The sequence below is a fragment of the Microbacterium algihabitans genome (assembly GCF_032464975.1).
Lineage (GTDB): Bacteria > Actinomycetota > Actinomycetes > Actinomycetales > Microbacteriaceae > Microbacterium > Microbacterium algihabitans.
On the sequence record NZ_JAWDIU010000002.1, the window covers coordinates 370,979 to 390,035 of the forward strand.

Consider the following 19,057-nt stretch of genomic DNA (forward strand, 5'->3'; position numbering starts at 1 on the left):
TGAGCGCCGCCGCCTAGGGGAAGACCGGTGCCGTGCCGCGGCCGAGGGCGAAGATGCGCGCGACCATGTCGTCGGCCGTGGTGTTCTCGCCCGGCATGTTGGGCTTGCCGAGACCGTGGTAGTCGCTCGACCCCGTCACGATGAGGTCGCGCTCGGCGGCGAGGTCGGCGAGCAGCGCCGTGGGCTCGGGGAGGTTCTCGCGGTGGTGCAGCTCGAAGCCGGCGAGGCCCGCATCGAGCATCGCCGTCAGCACGCTGTCGGGGAGCAGGGCGCGGCCGGCCGGGTGGGCGATGATCGGCACCCCGCCCGCGCCGACGACGAGCTCCACTGCCGTGACGGGATCGGGTGCGTACAACGCAACGTAGTAGTCGCCCGACGGGTGGAGGATGCTCGCGAACGCCTCGGTCCGATCCACCACGATGCCCCGAGCGACGAGCGCGTCGGCGATGTGCGGGCGGCCGACCGTGGCGCCGTCGGTGGTCTGGGCGACGATGTCGTCCCACGCGATGTCGTAGTCGTGCGAGATGCGCTCGGCCATGATCTGCGCGCGGTCCAGGCGCGACGAACGGATGCGATCGGTCATCGCCCGCAGGTCGGCGTCGTCGGGATCGACGAGGTACGCGAGCAGGTGCACGCTTCGCCAGCGGTGTCGGGCCGACAGTTCCATGCCCGGCACGAACGTCATGCCGAGAGAGGTCGCAGCCTCGGCCGCCTCGGCCCAGCCCGACGTCGTGTCGTGGTCGGTGAGCGCTGCAGTGTGAAGACCGTGCCGGTGCGCCGCGGCCATGACCTCGGCCGGGGGCTCGGTGCCGTCGGAGTGCGACGAGTGCAGGTGCAGGTCGGTCGGTCCTTCGAATCGACGATGCTGCGGCACCCGTCGAGCGTATCGCGCCGGCCCTCCGTGCGCGGGACAAGCGAGCGGCGCGGGACGGGCGAGCGGCGCGGGACGGGCGAGCGGCGCGGTCCGGGGCAGGTTCTGCAGGTCGGGGCGGATATGTCGCGCCCCACCCTGCGGAATTCGCCCCAAACCCCCCGGCGCACACCGCACAGCGCCCCGCGCGCAGGTGCCACCCGGGCGGCATCCGCCGATCTCCCAGACGGCTCACCTATGGTCGGGTGCGTGCGTCGATTGCTCGGTCTCCTGGTCGCGCTCGCCTTCGCGGCGGGCGCCGCTGTGCTGACGTGGCCCTCCGCGTTCGGGCTCGAGCGCACTTTCCCGCTCGCGCAGATCATCTCGTTCCGCGCCCCGATCGCCGCCGCACTGCTGGCCGCGACCCTGCTGATGCTGCTGTTCGCGCTCATCCGGCCGATCCGCGCCCTCGCGCTCGTGCTGGCGCTGATCTTCGGCATCTCGGGCGGCGTCAACCTCGCCCTGCTGAACCAGCGCGGTCTCGGCACCGAGGCCCTGCCGGCGAAGACCGACACGAGCCTGCGCGTCATGACCTGGAACACCGCGGGCTCGGCGACCTCGGCCGAGTCGATCGCGCAGTTCGCGGTCGGCATGCAGGCCGACGTGGTGACCCTGCCCGAGACGACCATCGACACCGGCGCCGAGGTCGCGAAGCTGATGCGCGACATGGGGCAGCCGATGTGGGCGCACCACGCCGAGTACGGCGAGTACGGCATCACCGGGTGGGATGCCACCTCGACCACGGTGCTCATCAAGCCCGAGCTGGGCGACTATTCGGTGATCCAGTCGTCGCTCGACGGCTCGAGCAACACCTCGACCGTGCCGAGCGCCGTCGCCATGCCCGTCTCGGGCAACGGACCGATCATCGTCGCCGCCCACGCCGTCGCTCCCCGCGAGGAGTACATGACGCAGTGGCGCAGCGACCTGCAGTGGCTGGCGGATCAGTGCGCGAGCGACAACGTCATCCTCGCCGGTGACTTCAACGCCACGCTCGACCACATGACCGGAATGGGCGTCGACGGCGGCACCCTCGGTCGCTGCCACGACACGGCATCCGACAGCGGAAACGGCGGCGTCGGCACCTGGCCCACGAACGCCCCGGCGCTGCTGGGCGCGCCCATCGACCACGTGATGGCCACCCCCGATTGGACCGTGTCGGGCTCCGTCGTCATGCGCACTCTCGACGGCTCGGGCAGCGATCACCGGCCGATCGTCGTGCAGCTCGAGCGCACCGGCGGCTGAAGCGACCCGCCCTCGCACGAGGCTCCGGATGCCACCCGCCCGGCGCCGCGTTCTCACCACGGCCGCGCATCCGTGCACAACGCGCGCGGCGGTGCGAGACTGGAGCGATGGACGCCCCCTCCTCCACCGACACCGCCACGCAGACCGCCGACGCCACGACCGCCGAGCCCCAGGCCGAAGAGCAGAAGCTCGACGCCCCCAGCAATCGCAAGGCGCCGTTCCCCCGCGGATTCCTCGACACGATCTCGACCGGCTGGGCCGAGCACCCCGCCGCCCTCCCGGAGCCGCGCGAGCAGGCGTCGTGGACGGCGCGCCGACGCGCGAAGGTCTCGGCGGCTTTCCCCGGCCAGCGTCTCGTGATCCCCGCGGGCGGCCTGAAGCAGCGCAGCAACGACTGCGACTACCCCTTCCGCGCCCACTCGGCCTTCTCGCACCTCACCGGCTGGGGCAGTGACGCCGAGCCCGACGCCCTGCTCGTCTTCGAGCCGCGCGACGAGGGACACGAGGCCGTGCTGTACTTCCGCGAGCGTGCCGACCGCACGACGTCGGAGTTCTACTCGGATGCCTCGATCGGCGAGTTCTGGATCGGTCCGCGCCCCGCGCTCGACGGCGTGGCCGCCGACCTGGGCCTGGCCACCGCACACCTGTCGGACTTCACCGCCGGCGACGACGACCGCACCGTCGGCGAAGACGACCAGCTGACGCGCTTCGTCTCGGAGCTGCGCCTGGTGAAGGACGAGTACGAGCTGGCTCAGATGGCCCTCGCCGTCGAGGTCACCGGCCGTGGATTCGACGACGTGATCGCCGAGCTCCCCCGCATCATCGAGCACCCGCGCGGTGAGCGCATCGTCGAGGGCGTGTTCCACCAGCGCGCGCGCAGCGACGGCAACAGCGTCGGCTACGACACCATCGCCGCCTCGGGCCCGCACGCCTGCTACCTGCACTGGACGCGCAACGACGGACCCGTCAAGCCGGGCGATCTGATCCTGCTCGACGCGGGCGTCGAGGTCGACAGCCTCTACACCGCCGACATCACCCGCACGCTGCCGGTGTCGGGCACCTTCACCGACATCCAGCGCCGCATCTACGAGACCGTGCGCGAGGCGGCCGACGCCTCGTTCGCCGCGGCAAAGGTGGGCGTGCCGTTCCGCCGCCTGCACGAGGCCGCGATGGAGGTCATCGCCGCGCGCGTCGCCGAGTGGGGTCTGCTGCCCGTCGCCGCCGAAGAGGCGCTCGATGCCGACAACGGCGGCCAGCACCGCCGCTACATGGTGCACGGCACGAGCCACCACCTCGGCATCGACGTGCACGACTGCGCACAGGCGCGGCGCGACATGTACTACGACGGGCTGCTCGAGCCCGGCATGGTCTTCACGATCGAGCCCGGCCTGTACTTCCAGATCGACGACCTCACGGTTCCCGAGGAGTACCGCGGTATCGGTGCGCGCATCGAGGACGACATCGTGATGACCGCCGACGGACCCGTCAACCTCTCGGCCAGCATTCCGCGCACGGCCGACGAGGTCGAGGAGTGGATCGCCCGGCTCAAGCGATGACGTTCGCGCCGGCGGCATCGTTCACCACCCGGCCGACCCTGCGGGGCACGTTCGGCATGTCGGCCTCGACGCACTGGACGGCGACCGCCACGGCGCAGTCCGTGCTCGAGCGCGGCGGCAACGCGTTCGATGCGGCGGTCGCCGCGGCGTTCGTGCTGCACGTCGTCGAGCCGCACCTGAACGGCCCCGGGGGCGACCTCGTCGCCCTCATCCGGCCCGCGGGCGCGGCGGAACCCGTCGTGCTCATGGGCCAGGGCCCGGCGCCGGCGCGCGCGACGATCGAGCACTTCCGCGGCCGTGGCCTCGACCTCGTGCCCGGAGCGGGAGGTCTCGCCGCCGCCGTGCCGGGAGCCGTCGACGCGTGGCTCCTGCTGCTGCGCGATCACGGCACCTGGGAGCTCGGCGACGTGCTCGCCTACGCGACCGGATACGCCCGCGACGGGCACCCGCTCGTAGCGGGGGCGTCGGCGACGATCGCCCGGGTCGCCGAGCTGTTCCGCGACCACTGGCCGACCTCGGCAGAGCGATGGATGCCGGAGGGTGAGCGTCCCGCTGCCGACTCGCTGGTGCGTAACCCGGCGTACGCCGACGTGCTCGACGGACTCGTCGCGGCGGGGGCGCGGGGCGAGTGGGCGCGGGCGGATCACGCGCAGGCGGATGATTCGCCGGCGGGCCGGGCACGGGGCGGCGACGCGCAGGCGGACTGGGCGCGGGGCGACGACCGAGCGCAGACAGATCACGCGCCGGCGGACCGGGTGCTGGGCAGCGACGCGCAGGCGGACCGAGCGCAATGGGACCGGGAGCAGGCGGAGCGGGCGCGGGGCGACGACCGAGCGCAGACGGATCACGCGCCGACGGACCGGGTGCTGGGCAGCGACGCGCAGGCGGACCGGGGGCAGGCGGACCGGGCGCTGGCGGATCGCGCGCAGACGGAACCCGCGCAGCGCGAGCGCGCGCTACGCGACGACCGTGCCGCGCGGATCGACGCGGCCCGTGAGCACTGGATGACGACGGTGCTGCCGGAGGCCGCGGCCTTCATCGCGCAGCCGCACCGGCACGCCGACGGCGCCGATCATCCCGGCATCCTGAATGCCGACGATCTGGCTACCTGGCGGGCGTCGTTCGAGCCCGCCGTGTCGACGAGTTTCCGCGGATGGGACGTCTTCAAGGCCGGAACCTGGACCCAGGGACCCGCTCTGCTGCACACTCTTCGGCTGATCGAGGACGCCGACGACCTCGACCCGTCGTCGGTCGAGGGAGCGCACCTGCTGCTCGAGGCGCAGAAGCTCGCCTACGCCGATCGCGACGCGTGGTTCGGCGACGCGGGCGGAGCCGTCGACATCGACGCGCTGCTCGCCGACGACTACATCGCCGCCCGGCGGACCTTGATCGGGCGCGAGGCTTCGGCCGAGTGGCATCCGGGATCCCCCGAAGGCCGCGACCCGGTGCTCCCGCCGCTGCGCACCGACCACGCCAGCACCGACGGCTCGACCGGAGAGCCCACGGTCGACCGATCAGGGCAGACCCGCGGTGACACGTGCCACCTCGACGTGATCGACCGCTGGGGCAACGTCGTGTCGGCGACCCCGTCGGGCGGCTGGCTGCAGTCGTCGCCGACCGTGCCGTCACTGGGCTTCTGCCTGGGAACGCGCCTGCAGGCCACGTGGCTCGTGCCGGGGCACCCGGCATCGCTCACTCCCGGGCGCCGCCCGCGCACCACGCTGACCCCGACGCTGGTGTCGCGCGGCGACGAGGTGATCGCGATCGGCTCCCCCGGCGGCGACCAGCAGGACCAGTGGCAGCTGACGGTGCTGCTGCGCATGCTCGTCGGCGAATACAGCGCGCAGCAGGCGATCGACGCGCCGAACCTCAACATCACCGCGCTCATCGACTCGTTCTGGCCGCGCACGTGGGTGCCCGCCGGGGTGGCCGTCGAGGACCGGCTGGGCGAGCAGGTCATCGAGGCTCTCGAGGAGCGCGGGCATCGCGTGCGCCGGGCGGGCGACTGGGCCCTCGGCCGTGTCACCGCCGTGGGACGCGGAGCCGACGGCGCGCTGTGGGCCGCGGCGAACCCCCGCGGGGCGCAGGGCTACGCGGCCGGCCGCTGACGCGGAGGGGCGCTGACGCGGCGGGGGACCCTGCGGCGGAGGGGCGCGACGCGGCGCCGGACGGGCGCGACGCGGCGCGGCGCCGGACGGCGTCAGTGGCAGAGCCGGGCGGACGGGGCGACGCGGCCCAGAGGGGCGACACTCCCCGGACACAACTCCGGAGATTCCGGCGCACCCGAGGCGTCCGCGCCTTCTCCGCCACGGAATTGCAGGAGTTGTGCACCGCGCCGGCGCCGAATCTCCTGCGTTGCGTTCACGCCGGCGAGACTTCCGCGCGGCGCTCGGCTACGCGGCGCGGCACTGACGCCAGCAGCTGCGATCCTTCCCGGCACCCGGCAGGGACGCCGCGACCCGGACACAACTCCGGAGATTTCGACGCACCAGCGGCCTTCGCGCCCTCCCCGGCGCGAAACTGCAGGAGCTGTGCACCGCGCCGACGCCGAAACTCCTGCGTTACGCCCGCCGCGGCGGATCCCCGACGCCCACAGCGTCAGAGCGAGCGCGCGAACTCCGCGACCACCGGAGCGAGCGCCGCGCCGATCTCGTCGGCGGGCCGCCGCGCGCCCTTCACCTCGAACGAGTGGTTGCCGCCGGCGATCCAGTGCACCGTCGCGTTCTGGCACGAGGTCACGACCTCATCGAACTGCGCGCGCGGATCGATGAACGGGTCGTTCTCGCCCTCGACGAACAGCTGCGGAACGGCGATGGCGGGCAGATGCTCGCGGCGCGGCTTGTCGGGCCGCCCGGGCGGGTGAAGCGGATATCCGAGGTAGGCGAGACCGGCCGGGGCGATCACGCCCTCCGCCGTGGCGACGGATGCCATGCGCCCGCCGTACGACTTGCCCACGGCCGCGTACGGCCCCGGGGCGGTCGAGGCGAGCCAGGCCTCGACGCCGGCCCAGGTCGCCACCGCGTGCGACGCGGGGCCGGGCATGCGCCGCCCCGCCTCGACGTAGGGGAATACGAAGCGCAGCACCGAGACTCCCGAGGCGGCCAGCGCATCGGCGAGCCCCGCGAGGAACGGGTGGTTCATACCCGCACCGGCACCGTGGGCGAGGGCGACCACGGCATCGGCTCCGGATGCCGCCGACCACAGGCCCGACACCTCCGTCGCCCCGGCGGGCAGGGCGACCGGGATGCGGACAGGCTCGGCGACCGGAGCGGCCTCGGAACTCACCGCTCGGTCGGGTGGGAGCCGTCGGGTGCGGCCTCACGGGGCTGCTCGCCGTGCGGCTCATCAGCCCGCGGCTCATCAGCCCGCGGTTCATCAGCCCGTGGCTCGCTCGGGCGCGACTGCGTCACCGGGGGCTTGGGCGAGATCCGCTCGCCGTAGCGCGGGGGCTCGTCGTCGTGCGTGGGTGTCGACGAGGGCACGGGCGTCGACGAGGGCACGGGCGGACGCGGAGGAGCCGACGGGGTATGCGAGCCGGGGGCCACGCGCTCGCCGTACTGGGGCGGAGCGGCATCCGTCGACGTCGGACGCGAGACCACGGTGCGCTGACCCGCGCCGGTCGGCCCGACGATCCCGCGGGCCTTCTGCGCGCTGCTGGACGCGACGCACACGTCGTAGTGGTCGGCGGCGACCTGCATGACCGAAGCGAAGTCGCGGCGGCGGCGCACGATCGAGTACGTACCGAGGCTCAGCAGCATGCCGAGCGCCATGCCGACGAGCAACACGCCGATGAAGGCCGAGATCTGCACCGTGGGCGTGCCCAGCACGAAGATGAAGGCGAAGAGCAGACCCAGCATGAGGCCGTTCAGCGCACCGGAGCGGGCGGCGGTGGCGTAGCCGAGCTTGCCGGTGATGCGCTCGATCGAGCGCAGGCCCGATCCGACGATCACGATGTCGCGCGCGGGCACCTCGCCGGCGATCAGCGTCGAAACCGCCTTCTGCGCCTGCTCGTAGGTGGGGAACGAGGCGATCTTGTCGCCGACCTCGTCGCGTCCGGCACCCGGACGCTGCGCGAACATACTCATTTCACCATCCTGTCACGCGCGCCTGACCGTTCCCGAGGTGTTGCGGACGAGGCGCGGACTACGCTGTACCGGTGAGCACGCAGAGGGTTTTCGTCGCCCGCTTGGCGGGCTGCACGGTGTTCGACCCAGCGGGAGACCGTCTGGGCAAGGTGCGCGACGTCGTGGTGATCTACCGCGCGTCGGCGGCGCCGCGCGTCGTGGGCCTCGTCGTCGAGATCCCCGGCCGTCGACATGTGTTCGTGTCCATCGGACGCGTCACCTCGATCCAGTCGGGCCAGGTCATCACGACGGGCCTCATCAACGTGCGCCGCTTCCAGCAGCGCGGCGGTGAGGTGCGGGTGATGGCCGAGATGCTCGGTCGCCGCGTGCGCCTCGTCGACGGCTCGGGCACCGCGGTCATCGAAGACGTCGCGATCGAGCGCAACCGCCTCGGCGAGTGGGACGTGGGGCAGCTGTTCCTGCGTCGCCCCCGCACGAGCGCGTCGCCCTTCGCCAAGGGCGCGACGACCTTCGCCGCGTGGACCGAGGTGCGCGAGAACCAGGCCCCCGGTGAGGCCCAGTCGGCCGAGCAGCTGGTGGCGACCTACTCCGAGCTCAAGCCGGCCGACCTCGCGAACACCCTGCTCGACCTACCCGAAGAGCGCCTGATCGAGGTCGCCGAAGAGCTCAGCGACGACCGCCTCGCCGACGCCCTCGAAGAGATGCCCGAAGACGAGCAGGTGCACATCCTCGAGCAGCTCGGCGACGAGCGCGCCGCCGACATCCTCGACGCCATGGAGCCCGACGACGCGGCCGACCTTCTCGGTCAGCTGCCCGAGTCGCGTTCCGAGCAGCTGCTCGAGCTCATGGAGCCCGAAGAGGCCGACGACGTGCGCGCCCTGCTGCAGTACGGTCCCGACACCGCCGGTGGCCTCATGACGCCGGAGCCCATCGTGCTGTCGGCCGATGCCACGGTGGCCGAGGCCCTCGCGCTGATCCGCCGGCACGAGCTGCACCCCGCGCTCGCGGCATCCGTGTTCATCACCCTCCCGCCGTACGAGACGCCCACCGGGCGCCTGCTGGGCACCGTGCACTTCCAGCGGATGCTGCGCTATCCCCCGCACGAGCGCCTCGGCGCGATCATCGACGACACCCTCGAGCCGGTGCCCGCCGACGCCACGGCCGCCGAGGTCGCGCGCCTGCTCGCGAGCTACAACCTCGTGTCGCTCCCGGTCGTCGATCAGGCGCACCGCCTCGTCGGCTGCGTGAGCGTCGACGACGTGCTCGACTACCTGCTGCCCGACGACTGGCGCACGCACGACGGCGATGATCCGAAACCCAAGACGACGATCCGGCCCTCGCATACGCAGAGCATTCCGACCCAGATTCCCCAGACCCCGAGGAGGCGCTGATGGCACGCAACAACCGCACCCCCGCCCTCGATGCGCCCCGCGGCCGCACCGGCGTTCTCGCCCCGCGGGCGCCGCAGCCCTCTCGTGACCGCTTCGGCCGCTTCACCGAGTGGGTCGCCCGCGCGATGGGTACGCCCACCTTCCTGCTGTCGCTGACGCTGTTCTGCGTGGTGTGGATGGGGTGGAACTCACTGGCCCCCGACGAGTTGCGCTTCGACTCCGCCGCGATCGGCTTCACCGCCCTGACCCTCGTGCTCTCTCTGCAGGCGTCGTACGCCGCTCCCCTGATCCTGCTCGCGCAGAACCGTCAGGACGACCGCGACCGCGTGCAGATCGAGCAGGACCGTCAGCGCGCCGAGCGCAACCTCGCCGACACCGAGTATCTGGCCCGCGAGATCGTGGCGCTGCGCATGGCCGTGCGCGATCTGACCGACGAGGTCATCACGAAAGACTCGCTGCGCGCCGAACTCCGGGCGGCGCTCGAGCGTCTCGACGCCGACGACGACGCACCGCGGGCGGACTCCGGACGTTCGGATGCCGGGCGCGCAGACCTGCGCCGGGGCACGCACTCCGAGCCCGCGCGGCCCGGCTCGTGAGCGTCGATCTCTCCGAGCGGGTCCGTTCCGCCGTCGCCGCGGTCACCGATCCGGAGCTGCGGCGTCCGCTCGGCGAGCTCGACATGTTGCGCGAGATCACCGTCTCGGGCTCCACGGCCGAGGTGGGCATCGCCCTGACGATCGTCGGATGCCCGGCCGCCGACCGCATCGAAAGAGACGTGGCGGATGCCGCGGCCTCGGTCGACGGCATCGACGCGGTCGACGTAAGGGTCGGTGTGATGTCACCCGACGAGCGCAAGGCGCTGACCGAGAAGCTCCGCGGCGGACGGGCGAAGCGCGAGATGCCCTTCGGCCCCGACTCGCTCACCCGCGTGATCGCCGTGACCAGCGGCAAGGGCGGGGTCGGCAAGTCGACCGTCACCGCGAACCTCGCCGTCGCCCTCGCTGCCCGCGGGCTGCGCGTGGGTCTGATCGACGCCGACGTGCACGGGTTCTCGATCCCGGGTCTGCTCGGCCTCGTCGACGCCGACGGGCTGCCGCCCGCGCCGACCAAGCTCGACGACCTGATCCTCCCGCCGGTCGCCTACGGCGTGAAGGTCATCTCGATCGGGATGTTCCTGCGCCGACCCGGTGAAGAAGCGGCCGGAGCGGTCGCGTGGCGCGGACCCATGCTGCACCGCACCGTGCAGCAGTTCCTCACCGACGTGTTCTTCGGCGACCTCGACGTGCTGCTGCTCGACATGCCGCCCGGCACCGGCGACGTCGCGATCTCGGTGGGCCAGCTGCTCCCCCACGCCGACGTGCTCGTCGTCACCACGCCCCAGGCCGCGGCGGCCGAGGTCGCCGTGCGCTCGGGACTCGTCGCCCGTCAGACCGGCCAGCGCCCCATCGGCGTCATCGAGAACATGGCCGCGATGACCCTCCCCGACGGCACCGTGCTCGACCTGTTCGGCTCCGGCGGCGGAGTAGAGGTGGCCCGCGCGCTCTCGAGCGAGGGCGTCGAGGTGCCGCTGCTGGCATCCGTTCCCCTCAGCACCGCGCTGCGCACCGGTGGCGACGACGGCCGCCCGGTCGTGCTCGCCGATCCCGACGACCCGGCCGCTCGCGCGATCGACGCTGCGGCCGCGGCCCTGGCCGTCCGCCCGCGCGGCCTTTCGGGCAAGCCGCTTCGTCTGAACGTCTGACGCGGCGCCCGAGGGGCTGGGTCGCCAGGTGGCTGAGCCTGTCGAAGTCACCGGAGCTCCGCGCAGCCCCGGCATAAGGTGGCTGAGCCTGTCGAAGCCACCGCAACCCGCGCGCAGGCCCGGCACAAGGCGGCTGAGCTTGTCGAAGCCACCGCAACCCGCGCAGGCCCGGCCCACCGCGCGCGCCCGGTCCCTTCGACAAGCTCAGGGACCTCCGCAACCCAGGTGGCTGAGCCTGTCGAAGCCACCGCAACCCGCGCGCAGGCCCGGTCCCTTCGACAGGCTCAGGGACCTCGATTCGGAGCCCCGCGCACGCCCGGTCCCTTCGACAAGCTCAGGGACCTCCGCAACTCAGGTGGCTGAGCCTGTCGAAGCCACCGCAACCCGCGCGCGCCCGGTCCCTTCGACAGGCTCAGGGACCTCGATTCGGAGCCCCGCGCACGCCCGGTCCCTTCGACAAGCTCAGGGACCTCCGCAACCCAGGTGGCTGAGCCTGTCGAAGCCACCGCAACCCGCGCGCAGGCCCGGTCCCTTCGACAGGCTCAGGGACCTCCGCCACCGGAGCCCCACGCAGGCCCGGTCCCTTCGACAAGCTCAGGGACCTCCGCCACCGCAACCCCCCGCGTCAGGTGGCTTCGTCGTCGAACGGGGGGCGCTCGCCGGCCACGAACGGCGTCGTGTCGGGCTTCTCGCGGGCCGCGAGGGCGGCGGCACCGGCCGCGCGCATGGTCGCGGTGGGGGTGTCGTCGAGCAGCGCCTCGCGGATGATGCGGCGCGGGTCGTACTGGCGCGGGTCGAGCTTCTTCCAGTCGACGTCGTCGAACTCGGGGCCCATCTCGTCGCGCATGCGCGTGCGGGCACCCTGCAGGGTCTCTTTCGCGCGCTTGGTGAACTTCGCGAGCGCCTCGGCGTACCGCGGAAGTCGCTCGGGGCCGACGAGCAGGGCGGCGATCACGCCGATCAGCATCAGCTTCTCGATCGTGAGGCCGAAGAACATGCGTCCAGATTACCGGCCGCGCCTGGAGGTCGAGGCACCCCCGGCCGTCTAGCCTGAGAGAAGGAGGTCCACGTGAGCGGTCATGAGGCGAACGAGCGGTTCGTGCAAGAGTCGACGGTCGAGCCCGAGCACATCGCTCGCGCCCGGGCCCACGCACTCGAGCTCGGCGCTGCGCCCATCAGCCCCGCGATCGGCGCGCAGACGGCCGTGCTGTCGGCGGCATCGCGTGCCCTCAACATCGTCGAGGTCGGCACCGGCGGCGGTGTCTCGGGCCTGTGGCTCATGCACGGCTCGCCGCGCGCCACGATCACGACGATCGACAGCGAGCCCGAGCACCTCGGCGCCGCCCGTCAGGCTTTCGCCGATGCGCGCATCGCCCCTGCTCGCGCACGATTCATCACCGGCCGGGCATCCGATGTCCTCCCTCGCATGAACGAGGCGTCGTACGACATCGTCTTCATCGACGCCGACCCCGAGGGCGTCATCGAGTACGTCGAGCACGGCCTGCGTCTCGTGCGCGCCGGCGGAACCGTGCTCATCCCGCGCGTCCTGTCGCACGGCGCGGTTGCCGACCCGGTGCGTCGCGACGCGATCACCACGGCCTACCGCTCGCTCATCCAAGAGGTGCAGTCCTCCCCCGCGGTCATCGGCGCCCTGTCGACCACCGGCGAAGGCCTCTTGCAGCTCACCACGCGACCCAGCGAGGTCTGATGGGTCCGGATGCCGTGGCATCCGGATTCTGAGTCTTCCGAGCCCCGGCCCGGCCGAGGCGTCCCGTCGGGTACCGGGCCCTTCGACAGGCTCAGGGACCTGGGTTGCGTCGGGTACCGGGCCCTTCGACAGGCTCAGGGACCTGGGTTGCGCCGGGCCCTTCGACAAGCTCAGGGACCTGGGTTGCGCCGGGCCCTTCGACAGGCTCAGGGACCTGGGTTGCGCCGGGCCCTTCGACAAGCTCAGGGATCTGGGTTGCGCCGGGAACGACGAAGGCCGGCCCCCGAGGGGACCGGCCTTGGCGAACGGATGATCGTCAGGCGGAGACGACACCACCGAGCACGTCGTAGAGCTCTTTCGCTTCGGCGTCATTCACCGAGACGACGAGTCGCCCACCGCCCTCGAGCGGCACGCGCACGATGATCAACCGGCCCTCCTTCACGGCCTCCATCGGTCCGTCGCCGGTACGCGGCTTCATGGCTGCCATCGCGGCCCCCTTTTCCTCGTTGGTCTTGCACTCAGTTTATCGGGTAACGCACAGGGCGATGCGCGTCACGGGATCTGCCAGTACGTGTTGCCCAAGGCGTACATGTTGTAGATCCACCACCACTGCCCCAGCAGCGCCGCCGCGAGCACGCCGACGCGCCACGCGCGGGAGCGCGGAACGGCGAGGGCCCCGACCAGCGGAGACACCGGCAGCAGCAGGCGGAAGATGCTCGACTGCGGGAAGAACACCAGCAGGAGGTAGACGAGGTAGCTCGCCGACCACAGCCGCACCTCGATGCCGAGGGCCTTCACCTGCGGCAGCGTGACGAGCGCGAGGACGACCGCGGTCACCAGCAGCGCGAGGAAGACGTAGCCCGCCACAGGGCCGAGTCCCCACTGCGTGAACCAGAAGCCGGCCGCCTGCACCCACCCCTCGACGGGGACGAAGGCGCCGCTGTCGCCGGGGATCCAGTTGCGGCGCCAGGCCAGCTCGGTCGAGAGGTACGCCCCCGGCTGTCCGGTGACGACCGCCGCGATCGTCTGCCACGCGAAACCGACGACCGTCGCGACGGCGCCCAGAGCCACGATGTGCGCGATCTCGCGCGTCGGCAGGACTTCAGTACGGCGGCGGAGGAAGCGGTGGATGCCGTAGAGCCCGAGGAACAGCGCGAACGCGAGGATCCCGGGGCGGGTGAACCCCATCGCGGGAACGAGAGGGTACAGCCAGCCCCAGCGGCGCCGCTGGACGCACCACAGAGCCGCGAAGAGAAGGAAGAGGAACAGCGCCTCGGCGTAGCCCACCTGGAACATCGCCGCCAGCGGCCCGCAGGCGAAGAACACCACCGCCCACATCGCCGCCGCCCCGCCGATGCGATCGCGCAGCAGCGCGTGCAGCACGACGCACGCGCCGTAGCCCGAGGCGAGCGAGATGGCGACGGCGCCCGCGCCCCACGACCCGAGCAGGGTTCCGAGGCCCGCCGCGAGGTAGGCGTACAGCGGCATGAACGCCCAGGCGTTCTCGGCGACGTGGCCGGTCGTGGTGACCGGCAGGTCGGACGGATATCCCGACACCGCAGCCAGCCAGTACCACTGCGCGTCCCAGCCGAGCGAGAGCTCACCGAGAGAAGGTGCGATGCCGTACCGCGAGCCCGGACCCGACAGCGCCGAGGCGAGCAGGAAGAAGCCGGTGGTCACCAGGCGCGCGGCGATGTAGACGATCGCGATGCGCGCCGCCACGGGGAGTCGCTCCCATCGACGGACGGGAGCGGATGCCGTGGCCTCGGCGGTCACGACCCGCTCAGCCAGGCGCGGAGGCCGCTCTCGACGGCGTCGATCTGGGCGAGCGGAACGCGCTCCTCGTCGTGGTGGGCGAGGTGCGGGTCGCCGGGGCCGTAATTGACGGCCGGGATGCCGAGGGCCGAGAACCGGGCCACGTCGGTCCAGCCGTATTTCGGTCTGGGCGTGGCGCCCACGGCATCCACGAACTCCTTCGCCAGAGCCGCGTCGAGCCCCGGACGCGCGCCCTCGGCCACATCGACGATCTCGACCTCGAAGCCGGTGAACACATCGCGCACGACCCGTTCGGCGCCCGCGGCGTCGCGGCTGGGCGCGAAGCGGTAGTTGACCTCGACCTCGCACGCGTCGGGGATGACGTTGCCCGCGACCCCGCCCGAGATGCGCACGGCGTTGAGTCCCTCGCGGTAGACCAGGCCTTCGACCTCGATCTCGCGCGCGCGGTACTCGGCCAGGCGGGCGAGGATGGGCGCCGCCTTGTGGATGGCGTTCTCGCCGATCCACGAACGGGCGCTGTGCGCGCGCACGCCGTCGGTGCGCACGAGCGCGCGCAGGGTGCCGTTGCAGCCGCCCTCGACCTCGCCGTTGCTCGGCTCGCCGAGGATCGCGAAGTCTCCGACGAACAGGTCGGGACGGTTGCGCGAGAGGCGACCGAGGCCGTTGAGCGAGGAGTCGACCTCCTCGTGGTCGTACCACATCCACGTGATGTCGACCGGGGGCGCCGAAAGCTCGGCCGCCAGCTTGAGCTGCACGGCCACACCCGCCTTCATGTCGACCGTGCCGCGACCCCAGAGGAACGCCTCGCCGTCGATGTCGCGGTCTTGCACGGGCAGGTTGGCGTTGATCGGAACGGTGTCGATGTGCCCGGCGATCACGACGCGGCGCTCGCGCCCGAGGTTCGTGCGGGCGACGATCGTGTCGCCGTCGCGGAGGACCTCGAGGTGGGGATACGCCGACACCGCGGCCTCGATCGCGTCGGCCAGGGTCGTCTCGTCGCCCGACTCGCTGTGGACGTCGCAGATGGCCCGCGTGAGGGCGACGGAGGAGGAGGTCAGATCGAGCGCGGCCATGCCCCGATCCTTTCACACGCGATGCCGCCGGTAGCCTGGAGCGGTGAGCAACGAACGACGCATCAGTGCTGCCGGACTCTCGACGCGGACCACCGCCGGAACGGTGCTCGACGCCTGGTTCCCGAGCCCCCGCCTGGGCGCCGCGGGCGACCTCGCCGCCGAGGCTGCGGCGCTGGAGTCGTCGGCCGGTCCGGACGAGCGTCGCGGCGTCGTGGTCGAGACCGTCACCCTCGAGATCGACGCGGATGCCGCGCCCACCTCGACCGTCGATGCCTACCTGCGCCTGCACGCGCTGTCGCACCTGCTCGTGCGTCCCAACGAGATCAACCTCGACGGCATCTTCGGTCACCTCCCCAACGTCGCGTGGACCAACGCCGGCCCCGTGCACCCCGACGACGCCGCGCGCCTGCTGCCGCAGCTGAAGCGCCACGGCATCCAGCTGCAGGGTCTCGACAAGTTCCCGCGCCTCACCGACTACGTGCTGCCCGCGGGCGTGCGCATCGCCGACGCCTCGCGCGTGCGCCTGGGCGCGCACCTCTCCCCCGGCACGACCGTCATGCACGAGGGCTTCGTCAACTTCAACGCCGGCACCCTCGGCTCCTCGATGATCGAGGGCCGCGTGTCGCAGGGCGTCGTGATCGGCGACGGCACCGACATCGGCGGCGGCGCCTCGATCATGGGCACCCTCTCGGGCGGCGGCACGCACCGCGTCTCGATCGGCGCCCGCACCCTGCTGGGCGCGAACGCCGGCATCGGCATCTCGCTCGGCGACGACTGCGTCGTCGAGGCCGGCCTCTACGTCACCGCCGGCACGAAGGTGCGCGTCGGCGACGAGACGGTCAAGGCGGGCGAGCTGTCGGGTCGCGACGGCATCCTGTTCCGCCGCAACTCGCTCACCGGCGCCGTCGAGGCCTCGGCTCGCGCCGGCGTCGGCGTGACGCTGAACGAGGCGCTGCACGCCTGAGGCCGGGCTCCGATTCACGCATAAGCGCTTTTCGCGCGGACAAGCGCTCGCTGCACGCGTCTGCGCGCAAACCGCGCGTGGGGGTGAGCGGTCTCCGCGAGCGTCAGTCGCGCACCCGCACCGACAGGCAGGTCACGCAGCCCTCGAGCTTCTCGAACTCGCTGACGTCGACCGTCACCACGTCGAGGCCGCGGAACCGGTGCTCCTCGGCCGTCGCCGGGGCGTCCGCCGACATCAGCACCGTGTCGTCGTCGAGCACCACCACGGCGGTGCCGTGCTCTTCGGGGACGCCCGCGAACGCCGGGAACAGCGACGGATCGTCGACGAGCGGCTCGAACCCGACCACCGTGCCGTCGGGAAGCGCCGTCACCCCCGACTTGAGGTGCAGCACCTTCGTCACCGGGATCTCGTGCACCTCCCACCCGCGCGGTTCGAGCAGAGCCCGCAGCTGGGCGATGCCCTCGGCATTCGTCCGCGACGACGCGCCCACGTAGACGGTCCGGCCGACCTTGAGCACGTCGCCCCCGTCGAGGGTTCCGGGCTCCGCGATCTCTTCGAGGGCGATCCCGGATGCCGTGACCCCGGCCCGCACGCTCTCCGCCTCGCCCCGCCGCGAGACCGCGCCGGCCCGACACAGCACGGCGAGGTCGCCGAACATCACCACCGCATCCTCGACGAACACGCCGTCGGGTTGATCGTCGGCCGGATCGATCTCGACGATCTCCCATCCGCGCGTGCGGAACGCCTCGACGTACCCGCGCCACTGCGCGAGGGCCAGATCGGCATCGACCGGCACGCGGTCGAGGTGGGTGAGCTCGCCCTCGGCGAGGCGGGGCGACGGACGACGGACCAACAGACGCGGCATGCCCCGACCCTACTGGTCGCGTCATCGGCGTCGGCGGGGCCACGTGGCATCCGATCTCTTCGGCGCTCCCCCTGTCCCCATCTGCGCAGACCATGTCCCACAAACGGCTGCCTGGCAGCGCCCCGGGCAGCACAAAGTGGGACATGGGTGCAGGTCCAACCGCCCTCGCCCACCATGTCCCCATATGCGCAGACCATGTCCCACAAACGGCTACCTGGCAGCGCCCCAGGCAGCACAAAGTGGGACATGGATGCAGGGCGAACCGCCCTCGCCGACCATGTCCTGATGTGCGCAGACCATGTCCCAAAAACGGCTCCCTGGCGGCACCCCAGACAGCACAGAGTGGGACATGGGGAGAATCAGCGACACATCCCCGCCGCACACGGCGAAACGCCCCGCCCCTCGCAAGAGGGACGGGGCGTTTCCGGCCGGATCAGACGCCGGGGTAGTTGCGCTCGGCGGCACCCGTGTACAGCTGCTGCGGGCGGCCGATCTTCGTCTGGGGGTCGTTGATCGCCTCGCGCCACTGGGCGAGCCAGCCGGGCAGGCGGCCGATCGCGAACAGCACCGTGAACATGCGCGTGGGGAAGCCCATCGCCTTGTAGATCACGCCGGTGTAGAAGTCGACGTTCGGGTAGAGGCGACGCTCCTTGAAGTAGTCGTCCTCGAGGGCGATCTGCTCCAGCTCCTTGGCGAGGTCGAGAAGCGGGTCGCTGACGCCGAGCGCGGTGAGCACCTCGTCGGCCGACTCCTTGACGAGCTTCGCGCGCGGGTCGTAGTTCTTGTAGACGCGGTGACCGAAGCCCATGAGCTTGACGCCCTGCTCCTTGTTCTTCACCCGCTCGACGAACCGTTCGACGCTCTCGCCCGAGTCGCGGATGCGCGCGAGCATCTGCAGCACGGCCTCGTTCGCGCCACCGTGCAGGGGGCCGGACAGCGCCTGGATGCCGGCGGAGATCGACGCGAACTGGTTCGCTCCGGTCGAGCCGACCAGGCGCACGGTCGAGGTCGAAGCGTTCTGCTCGTGGTCCTCGTGCAGCATCAGCAGCAGGTCGAGGGCCTTCGTCATGACCGGGTTGGCCTCGAAGGGCTCGCTGTGCACGCCGAAGTTGAGCTTGAGGAAGTTGTCGACGAACGACAGCGAGTTGTCGGGGTACAGGAACGCCTGACCGATGCTCTTCTTGTGCGCGTACGCCGCGATCACGGGGAGCTTGGCGAGCATGCGGACGGTGTTGAGCTCGACGTGCTCGGGGTTGTGCGGGTCGGACTCCGACTCGTAGTACGTCGAGAGGGCGGCGGTCGCGGCCGAGAGCACCGACATGGGGTGAGCCGTCGGCGGCAGTGCCGAGAAGAGGCTCTTGAGGTCTTCGTGCAGCAGCGTGTGACGGCGGATGCGCTCGTCGAACGACGCCAGCTCGGATGCCGAGGGAAGCTCGCCGTAGATGAGCAGCCAGGCGACCTCGAGGTAGGTGCTGTTCTTCGCCAGCTGCTCGATGGGGTACCCGCGGTAGCGGAGGATGCCCTGGTCGCCGTCGATGTAGGTGATGTCGGACTTCGTCGACGCCGTGTTGACGAAGCCGTAGTCGAGCGTGGTGTGCCCGGTCTGCTTGGTCAGCGACGCGATGTCGATGCTCGGGACGCCGTCGGTGCCTCGCAGGACCGGGAATTCGGCGGTGGAGCCCCCTACCGTCAGAGTGGCCTTGTCCTGCTGCGTGCCCGCGTCGCTCACCGCGCCTCCTTGCGATT

General features: G+C 71.7%; 17 protein-coding genes. 8 read left to right on the top strand and 9 right to left on the bottom strand.

Going from position 1 to position 19,057, the window contains the following annotated elements; translation table 11 throughout:
- Positions 1-13: 13 nt before the first annotated feature.
- The gene (locus RWH43_RS09020) at positions 14-874 is read right to left on the bottom strand and encodes a PHP domain-containing protein (RefSeq protein ID WP_230704838.1); all 861 of its coding nucleotides are present in this window, start codon (positions 872-874) and stop codon (positions 14-16) included.
- A gap of 246 nt (positions 875-1,120) precedes the next feature.
- On the opposite strand from RWH43_RS09020, the gene RWH43_RS09025 reads away from it, so the two are divergent.
- From RWH43_RS09025 to RWH43_RS09035, 3 genes are all read left to right on the top strand, one after another.
- On the top strand, positions 1,121-2,152 hold the full coding sequence (locus RWH43_RS09025; RefSeq protein WP_316001286.1) for an endonuclease/exonuclease/phosphatase family protein: 1,032 nt from the start codon (positions 1,121-1,123) through the stop codon (positions 2,150-2,152).
- A gap of 107 nt (positions 2,153-2,259) precedes the next feature.
- The gene (locus tag RWH43_RS09030) at positions 2,260-3,708 is read left to right on the top strand and encodes an aminopeptidase P family protein (RefSeq protein ID WP_316001287.1); all 1,449 of its coding nucleotides are present in this window, start codon (positions 2,260-2,262) and stop codon (positions 3,706-3,708) included.
- Entirely contained in the window at positions 3,705-5,816 is a 2,112-nt protein-coding gene (locus RWH43_RS09035; protein WP_316001288.1) for a gamma-glutamyltransferase, read from the top strand. The genes RWH43_RS09030 and RWH43_RS09035 overlap by 4 nt, the downstream gene beginning before the upstream one ends.
- A 490-nt stretch (positions 5,817-6,306) precedes the next feature.
- Here the strand turns inward: RWH43_RS09035 and RWH43_RS09040 are convergent, their stop codons facing one another.
- Both RWH43_RS09040 and RWH43_RS09045 read right to left on the bottom strand, forming a co-directional pair.
- Positions 6,307-6,993, bottom strand: coding sequence for an alpha/beta hydrolase family protein (locus RWH43_RS09040; RefSeq protein ID WP_437127386.1), 687 nt, complete (start codon positions 6,991-6,993; stop codon positions 6,307-6,309).
- On the bottom strand, positions 6,990-7,793 hold the full coding sequence (locus RWH43_RS09045; protein WP_316001289.1) for a general stress protein: 804 nt from the start codon (positions 7,791-7,793) through the stop codon (positions 6,990-6,992). The genes RWH43_RS09040 and RWH43_RS09045 overlap by 4 nt, the downstream gene beginning before the upstream one ends.
- Before the next feature lie 71 nt (positions 7,794-7,864).
- Here RWH43_RS09045 and RWH43_RS09050 point away from each other — a divergent pair, with 71 nt between their 5' ends.
- Genes RWH43_RS09050 through RWH43_RS09060 form a run of 3 tightly spaced genes read left to right on the top strand, consistent with a single transcriptional unit; the run spans position 7,865 to position 10,925 of the window.
- On the top strand, positions 7,865-9,184 hold the full coding sequence (locus RWH43_RS09050) for a magnesium transporter (RefSeq protein WP_144835142.1): 1,320 nt from the start codon (positions 7,865-7,867) through the stop codon (positions 9,182-9,184).
- A complete protein-coding gene (locus RWH43_RS09055) occupies positions 9,184-9,780 on the top strand; it encodes a DUF1003 domain-containing protein (protein WP_316001290.1) in 597 nt (198 codons plus the stop codon). The genes RWH43_RS09050 and RWH43_RS09055 overlap by 1 nt, the downstream gene beginning before the upstream one ends.
- Positions 9,777-10,925 (top strand): Mrp/NBP35 family ATP-binding protein, encoded by a 1,149-nt coding sequence (locus RWH43_RS09060; RefSeq protein ID WP_316001291.1) that lies wholly within the window; start codon positions 9,777-9,779, stop codon positions 10,923-10,925. Before RWH43_RS09055 ends, RWH43_RS09060 begins: the two co-directional genes overlap by 4 nt.
- A gap of 625 nt (positions 10,926-11,550) precedes the next feature.
- Here RWH43_RS09060 and RWH43_RS09065 read toward each other — a convergent pair.
- Positions 11,551-11,922 (bottom strand): twin-arginine translocase TatA/TatE family subunit, encoded by a 372-nt coding sequence (locus RWH43_RS09065; protein ID WP_144835148.1) that lies wholly within the window; start codon positions 11,920-11,922, stop codon positions 11,551-11,553.
- A gap of 72 nt (positions 11,923-11,994) precedes the next feature.
- Between RWH43_RS09065 and RWH43_RS09070 the strand changes: the two genes are divergently transcribed.
- The gene (locus tag RWH43_RS09070; RefSeq protein ID WP_154096380.1) at positions 11,995-12,633 is read left to right on the top strand and encodes an O-methyltransferase; all 639 of its coding nucleotides are present in this window, start codon (positions 11,995-11,997) and stop codon (positions 12,631-12,633) included.
- Between the two features lie 316 nt (positions 12,634-12,949).
- Here RWH43_RS09070 and RWH43_RS09075 read toward each other — a convergent pair whose 3' ends face one another.
- From RWH43_RS09075 to dapE, 3 genes are all read right to left on the bottom strand, one after another.
- Positions 12,950-13,120: a DUF3117 domain-containing protein gene (locus RWH43_RS09075; protein ID WP_144835152.1), complete on the bottom strand. Its 171-nt coding sequence runs from the start codon at positions 13,118-13,120 to the stop codon at positions 12,950-12,952.
- Positions 13,121-13,185: 65 nt separating this feature from the next.
- Positions 13,186-14,409 carry a hypothetical protein gene (locus tag RWH43_RS09080; RefSeq protein WP_316001292.1) on the bottom strand — a complete coding sequence of 408 codons (1,224 nt, stop codon included), beginning with the start codon at positions 14,407-14,409 and terminating at the stop codon, positions 13,186-13,188.
- Positions 14,406-15,482: a succinyl-diaminopimelate desuccinylase gene (dapE, locus tag RWH43_RS09085; RefSeq protein WP_316001293.1), complete on the bottom strand. Its 1,077-nt coding sequence runs from the start codon at positions 15,480-15,482 to the stop codon at positions 14,406-14,408. Before dapE ends, RWH43_RS09080 begins: the two co-directional genes overlap by 4 nt.
- 43 nt (positions 15,483-15,525) lie before the next feature.
- Between dapE and dapD the strand changes: the two genes are divergently transcribed.
- Positions 15,526-16,446, top strand: coding sequence for a 2,3,4,5-tetrahydropyridine-2,6-dicarboxylate N-succinyltransferase (dapD, locus tag RWH43_RS09090; RefSeq protein ID WP_307212126.1), 921 nt, complete (start codon positions 15,526-15,528; stop codon positions 16,444-16,446).
- Positions 16,447-16,549: 103 nt separating this feature from the next.
- Here dapD and ddaH read toward each other — a convergent pair whose 3' ends face one another.
- Both ddaH and RWH43_RS09100 read right to left on the bottom strand, forming a co-directional pair.
- A complete protein-coding gene (gene ddaH / locus RWH43_RS09095) occupies positions 16,550-17,311 on the bottom strand; it encodes a dimethylargininase (protein WP_154096376.1) in 762 nt (253 codons plus the stop codon).
- A 433-nt stretch (positions 17,312-17,744) separates the two neighbouring features.
- Positions 17,745-19,040, bottom strand: a complete 1,296-nt coding sequence (locus RWH43_RS09100) for a citrate synthase (RefSeq protein ID WP_144835339.1) — start codon at positions 19,038-19,040, stop codon at positions 17,745-17,747.
- Positions 19,041-19,057 lie beyond the last annotated feature (17 nt).